At 49.3% G+C, this 6046-nt stretch carries 9 protein-coding genes; 3 read left to right on the top strand and 6 right to left on the bottom strand.

Going from position 1 to position 6046, the window contains the following annotated elements:
• The 4 genes from OOT00_RS11245 to OOT00_RS11230 all read right to left on the bottom strand — a co-directional run.
• Positions 1 to 479 (bottom strand): NADH-quinone oxidoreductase subunit D-related protein (locus OOT00_RS11245; RefSeq protein ID WP_497007258.1); only part of this gene is annotated, 479 nt, incomplete at its 3' end.
• On the bottom strand, positions 476 to 994 hold the full coding sequence (locus OOT00_RS11240; RefSeq protein ID WP_265425472.1) for an NADH-quinone oxidoreductase subunit C: 519 nt from the start codon (positions 992 to 994) through the stop codon (positions 476 to 478). The genes OOT00_RS11245 and OOT00_RS11240, both read right to left, overlap by 4 nt.
• Positions 991 to 1584: an NADH-quinone oxidoreductase subunit B gene (locus OOT00_RS11235; protein ID WP_438266399.1), complete on the bottom strand. Its 594-nt coding sequence runs from the start codon at positions 1582 to 1584 to the stop codon at positions 991 to 993. The genes OOT00_RS11240 and OOT00_RS11235 overlap by 4 nt, the downstream gene beginning before the upstream one ends.
• Positions 1560 to 1958: an NADH-quinone oxidoreductase subunit A gene (locus OOT00_RS11230; protein ID WP_265425471.1), complete on the bottom strand. Its 399-nt coding sequence runs from the start codon at positions 1956 to 1958 to the stop codon at positions 1560 to 1562. The genes OOT00_RS11235 and OOT00_RS11230 overlap by 25 nt, the downstream gene beginning before the upstream one ends.
• A 495-nt stretch (positions 1959 to 2453) precedes the next feature.
• On the opposite strand from OOT00_RS11230, the gene OOT00_RS11225 reads away from it, so the two are divergent.
• The 3 genes from OOT00_RS11225 (at position 2454) to OOT00_RS11215 (ending at position 5195) form a co-directional block, all read left to right on the top strand.
• Positions 2454 to 3260, top strand: a complete 807-nt coding sequence (locus tag OOT00_RS11225) for a DUF169 domain-containing protein (protein WP_265425470.1) — start codon at positions 2454 to 2456, stop codon at positions 3258 to 3260.
• A gap of 122 nt (positions 3261 to 3382) precedes the next feature.
• Positions 3383 to 4756, top strand: coding sequence for a sigma-54-dependent transcriptional regulator (locus OOT00_RS11220; RefSeq protein WP_265425469.1), 1374 nt, complete (start codon positions 3383 to 3385; stop codon positions 4754 to 4756).
• Complete coding sequence (locus tag OOT00_RS11215; RefSeq protein WP_265425468.1) at positions 4695 to 5195, top strand: (deoxy)nucleoside triphosphate pyrophosphohydrolase; 501 nt, start codon at positions 4695 to 4697, stop codon at positions 5193 to 5195. Before OOT00_RS11220 ends, OOT00_RS11215 begins: the two co-directional genes overlap by 62 nt.
• 53 nt (positions 5196 to 5248) lie before the next feature.
• On the opposite strand, the gene OOT00_RS11210 is transcribed toward OOT00_RS11215, so the two are convergent.
• Both OOT00_RS11210 and cutA read right to left on the bottom strand, forming a co-directional pair.
• Entirely contained in the window at positions 5249 to 5572 is a 324-nt protein-coding gene (locus OOT00_RS11210) for an IscA/HesB family protein (RefSeq protein WP_265425467.1), read from the bottom strand.
• Between the two features lie 158 nt (positions 5573 to 5730).
• On the bottom strand, positions 5731 to 6042 hold the full coding sequence (gene cutA, locus OOT00_RS11205) for a divalent-cation tolerance protein CutA (protein ID WP_265425466.1): 312 nt from the start codon (positions 6040 to 6042) through the stop codon (positions 5731 to 5733).
• Positions 6043 to 6046: the final 4 nt, after the last annotated feature.

The following is a 6046-nucleotide window of genomic DNA, read 5'->3' as shown; positions in this document are numbered from 1 at the left end:
TAGGAATATGTCAGACGACTTCCCGTAATATCTTCCAGAATATCCAGAATCTGCTCTCTGTCATCAAAGCCGTAGAGAATCGGTGTGAATGCACCAAGATCCAGCAGGTAAGCCCCAAGCCACAGGAGATGACTTGCGATACGGTTTAATTCTGAAGTAGCCACCCGTATGCACTCAGCTCTACGTGGAACTTCAATGCCCGCCAGTTTTTCCACAAGACACACATAGCCATGGTTATAGGGCAGAGCTGCGAGATAATCCATGCGGGCTGTATTGGGAAGAAACGATGGCCAAGGCCTTGATTCCCCAAGCTTTTCCTGCATTCTGTGGCCGTATCCAAGAACAGGATCCAGATGAACCACATACTCCCCATCCATTTCCAGAACCAGCCGAAGAACCCCATGGGTAGCGGGGTGCTGAGGACCCATGTTCAGTAAAAAACGATGTCGGCTCTCATCTTTGAAGGTTTCGGTTTTCATGCGTCCTCATGGCTCCCCCGGGGCTGCTCGTCCCCGAATTCCGGTTCATCCGCAAGGGGCAAAAAGCCCAGCTTCTCAGCTGACAGACAGGCACTTCCTGCTTTGACTAGCGGATGAAAACCCGCATCCATCTCTGAAAGAATCAAAGGACGCATGTCCTCGTTTCCCGTAAAAACAACCCCGAAAAAATCATGTATTTCGCGCTCATACCACATGGCAGCATGGTAGATATCCGCAATGGTGGGAGCTTCATTTTCTTGGGCAAACAACCGAAGATTAATCCGGAGAAGAGCATCATGACGGGCAAACTGATAAACAAGGCAGGCGGTCGGCTGCAATGAAACAGCCGTGACAAAAACCAGATAGAATTCCTGTCTAAGAAGCAGCTCAATAACGCTACGCAGCTCCCCTTTCTCAAGAAGAATATCACCATGAACACCGCTTGCTTCATAGTCTGATGCAGCAAGGCCAGAGGACAAAGGCGTAAGCTGATCCGTCAGCTCCTGAAAGGTCATGATATTTTCCCCTTTTTCGGATGGCGGTTCTGGGGGAAAGGATGGCGGCTTCCTGAAATTTTTTCCTGAAGTTTCAGAATTCCTTCAATGAGGCCTTCAGGCCGTGGGGGGCAACCCGGCACATACACATCCACCGGAATGAGCTTGTCTACCCCTTCCACAACTGTATAATTCCCTTCAACGGCAAAAGGACCTCCGGATATGGCACAGTTTCCCATGGCAATTACCCACTTCGGATATGCCATCTGCTCATAAAGGGTAACCACGGCTTCCGCCATTTTTTTATTCACCGTTCCGGCAACGATCATAAGATCACTTTGCCTCGGAGAAGGCCGGAAGACCTCTGCTCCGTAGCGGGAAATATCAAAACGGGCCATACCCACAGCCATCATTTCAATGGCGCAGCAGGCAAGACCAAAGGTCATGGGCCAGAGAGAGTTGGCCTGACAAAGACGCACGATATGATCGGCAAGCTCAAGGCGCATAAGAGGACCGGGAGCTGTCATAACCGCTCCTGCATCGCCTTGCAGCCGACCTGCCAGTTCCGCCACGTGGGCGTCAAGACTTATAAATTGTTCCTTCTCTGCCAATTGAAGACTCCTTTGACCCAGGCATAAACGATGGCAAGGGACAGAATTCCCACAAATATTATAAACTCAACAACAGCCCGCAGAGGCGAGGCTTCATGGAAAGCAGTCGCTACGGGAAACAGGAAAAGAATATCCACATCAAAGGCCAGAAAAATGAGGGCATACAGATAGTAGGCCACACCGTAGCGAAAATCCCATGCTTGCCCGTAGGGCTCCATGCCACACTCATAGTTGCTGCCATGACTCGGGGTTTCTTTTCGTTTGGGACCCAGCAGCCATGCAACAATAAAAGGCGCAAAAGCGGCCATGAATCCTACCCCAAGAAAGAGCATGATATACATAAATTCAATAAGCGATTGCTCTTCAATCAGCATCAAAAACTCCTGAATCTTGATATCCCGGGGAACACCCCCCAAAACCATCTTATAAACAGAACAGGGGAGAGACTGAAGCACAGTGTGCCAAAACATAGCAGGAATCATCTCATGTTCATCGCAAACATACTGACGCTTAAGCTATTGCAAGAACACCCGTCTCCTGTCAAGGTTTTCTACACGGTTTTTATTACTCAAAACAAAGATTTCTGTAAAGGAAAACTTGACAAACATCCTGAAAGGCACATCCAATCACGTCAGCCAGCCCATGACCCGACAATAAAAAACTTGATATAATTAGATTATTTACCACTGGATTTCCAGTCCTTGCTGCCGCAACTCATTTCCTCCCGCCTGCTTTTCCAGGCACTCTCCCCATCTTTTTCCCATTTTTATCCTGTTTCCACCTTGACATCTGCTTCCAAGCCCGTTTTAGTACACGAAAAGGCAGGTATTCTGCTTATCCACGGCCAGACATCCATGCAAGGAGCTCCCATGACTTACAAAGAAGCACTGCACTATCTTATTTTTTCTTACAGACTGGACTTTGATCCCGCCGGTCTTATTTTTGTTCCGAACTCATGTAATCCTGATAATTTACCTGTCAGCCATACGACCCGCAACAAACTCACCTTCTGTCAGTACATCACGGCTGCCCGTCAGGCTCGCTATTCCCTTTTCATGCCCATGAAACGCGTTCTGTGCAAAAATGCGCAGCTGGTTTTCGGATTCCGCAACATAGAAGACGCTACTGATAAAAAAGCACACATTAAATATCTCATAGACCCGGAACTTTCTCTGCAGGCCGCAAAAGACAAGGCCCAACTCCCCACGGATCAATATCAGGGAGTATTTGTGGCTCCCGTGGACACCTTTGACACCCTTAAGCAAACCCCAGATCTTGTCTACTTGATGGTGCTTCCATTTCAAGGCTATCACATACTCAATGATTATATGGCTGCTACAGGTAAAACCCATCTGGATTTTCGCCACACGCCTAATTCCGCCGTATGCGGTGGCTGCGTATGGAGCTACCTGAACCGCACGGCTAATATGAACACCATGTGTGCCGGATCCAAAGCTTCGGGTAAAACAGAAATGGGCTACATGAATCTTGTGCTTCCCGGTCCTGACTTCCTTCCGACTGTTGAACAGTCCCGCAGAAGAGAAGCTGCCAACGGCGGTACATCCCTTGTGGGAAGGGGGGATCACCCATGGCCCGGCCTGGATTCCTGCCAGGGATGTCCCATATTCCGTTTCGATCCCGTAGACTCCGCCTCCACGCCATCACCCTGCTCCTGACTTTCTGGCTCATGGCAGAATTATCGTTTGTTTGTTGTTCTTTATATGTATGGTAGAGTCATAGGAAAATTTTCATTTTATCCCGCAATGCGGGAATAACTTACAACAAAGATACCGTGACCGTGACCTCTATAACCATTCTTATCATCAGCAGGGATCCGGAAATCCATGCAACATTGCAGGAAGCCATGGACGGTAACCCTATCTGTTCTCCTGATGTCACAACAGGATCGAAGGCAGCCAGAGAGTGCCTTCTGGCTCAGGGTTATGATCTCATCATCATCGATGATCGCAATACCGGGCCTCCTTCAGGTGATATTCTTCAGGAAATCGCAGCTCTCCGCCCTGCCCCCACGGTCATCCTCATAAGGCCGGAAGCCTCTGTTCTGCAGGGCCTGCTGCCCAATGAACCCCTTATTCATGAAATTATCGGATGGCCGCCATCTCCTGCCAGTCTGCAATCCTGCCTTCGAAGGGCACTGGAGCGCTGTTTGCTGATAAGCGAAAAGAACAAACTGGAGCAGCACTGCCGCTGCCATACAATCTTTTCCAATATTGCAGGACATTCTACATCGATGAAAGAGCTTATGGACACCCTTACCTCGCTTGCAGAGGGAAAAGGAAGCATACTGATTACGGGTGAATCCGGAACGGGCAAGGAACTCGCAGCCCGCGCACTTCACAGCCTGAGCGAACGCTCTGCCGGCCCATTCCGGCGGCTACACTGCCCCAGCATGTCTGAAGATTCTCTTCTGGAAGATCTCTGTCCATCCTCAGCAACAAAAAAAACTGAAACCTCTTTTGAAAAAGCAAAAGGTGGCACCCTTTTTCTCGATGAAATCGCTAATATCGGTCCTGCGGTACAAGAACACTTGGAATACTTAATGACAGCTGGCCCTCCGGACACTCCCCGAATTCTGATGTCCACCAATCAGGATTTATCCAGCAAAACTGAAACCAAGCTCTTCCGCTCATCTCTTTATGAAAAAATCAGAGCAGGCCATCTGCACCTGCCCCCCCTTAGGAAGAGGCCGGAAGACATTCCCCCTCTTGCCCACTATCTTCTGGAAAAACAATGCCATAAGCTAAAAAAACCTGGCAAGAGTATCGCACCGGAACTGATGAAGCGCCTCATGGCACACCCGTGGGAAGGCAATATTCGCGAGCTTGAAAATACGATTATTCACGGTATCCTTTTTTCCAGTACTCAAAAAATCGGAACGGAGGATGTTCAACTTTCCGGGCCCAGGCCCGTTGGCCCCTGCTCCGCCGCCCTGCATCAAGCCAATTACAAGGATGCGAAAGAAGAAGCCCTGAAAGGTTTCAATCAAATTTACATTGGCCGACTGCTAAAGCGCAGCAAAGGAAATATCAGCCTTGCTGCACGGGCCTGCGGGCTTGAACGGCAGGCCCTGCAACAAATCATGAAGCGCTATGACATTTCTCCCGGGCCTTACCGGCCTCGTACAGGCTGTGAGGGAGGCTACCCTGACTAAGCATATGGACGTTGCCGCAGCAGTCTTCACCTGCAGAGACAAAGTACTCATTGCCCGCAGAGCTCCTGGTCAGAATCATGGGGGACAGTGGGAATTCCCGGGCGGTAAAATCCGCAATGGGGAGAGCCCTATGGCCTGCCTTCACCGAGAGATTCAAGAAGAACTGGGAGTCACCATTCACCAGACCAGTTTTTTCATGAACTCCCAGTGGTCATACCCCAGTGCCACCGTCAATCTCTTCGTATTTATCGTACACAGCTTCAGCCCCACCTTCCATCTTCACGTCCATGATGCCACACAATGGGTAATGCCCTGTGAACTTGAAACGTTTGACCTTCTTGAAGCGGATATTGCCGTAGCCAAAGCACTACAAAACCAAAAAGACATCTGCCGACTTTCGGTCAGCAGATGTCCTTCTTCAAACTTTCACAACACTTGAAATATGTGACTTTTTCTATCAGATCCGCATGAGAAGACAGACTTATGGGCTAATCAGCAGCCGCAGGAACCGGAAGAGCTGCACCCGGAGCATCCCCCCCCCCCAGCCTCCAGCTGAAGGCTGGAGTTCACGGCAAAACCCATGCCGTTAAATGCAACCTCAAAGGGTTTTCCAGCCTCAAACAAATCCTTTTCAACAACATAGGGAATACCCCCAATGTCAAACCGAACATCATTATCTTTTTCCTCATCCAATGCCATGGCCACCATGGGACCGCCGCAACCACCGCCATGGATAAAGATACGGATAGGCTGCACCTCTTTTCCCTCAAAAAATACCGACACTTCTTTTTGCGCTTCGGGCGTTACTGTAAACATGAAAAATCCTTTCTCTGCGTCATTACAACACAGTACGTGCATGCAAGATAAAAAAGGGGTCTTTTTTCCCCTTAGTCACCAAAATAGCCCCTGACTTAGCGGTGGTCAAATATTTTTTTTCTATCACAAACAAAAGAAGGTGGCCAAAAACAAATAAGTCAGGCGACCTCACCGGAAATCCATTCCATAAAGGGCTGGTGGCCGTCCGTTACATTCAGGGCAAGGATACAGGGACACTCATAGGAATGAAGGTCAACAACCCTGTCCCGAAGTCTTGGAAAAACAGCGCGGGTGGTTTTCGCTATCATCACATACTCTTCACCCTCTTCGAACCTTCCTTCCCACATATAGAAGGAACGAGCCCCGGAAAAAATATTCACACAGGCGGCCAGACCTTCTTCGACCAGTACTTTTGCCAGCATTTCAGCCTCTGATTTGTCCCCCGCGGTCATATATATCCACTGAACCATAGCC

Source organism: Desulfobotulus pelophilus (assembly GCF_026155325.1).
Classification (GTDB): Bacteria; Desulfobacterota; Desulfobacteria; order Desulfobacterales; family ASO4-4; genus Desulfobotulus; species Desulfobotulus pelophilus.
The sequence above is the reverse complement of the archived record's forward strand: the minus strand, read 5'-3'. Positions and strand labels throughout refer to the sequence as shown.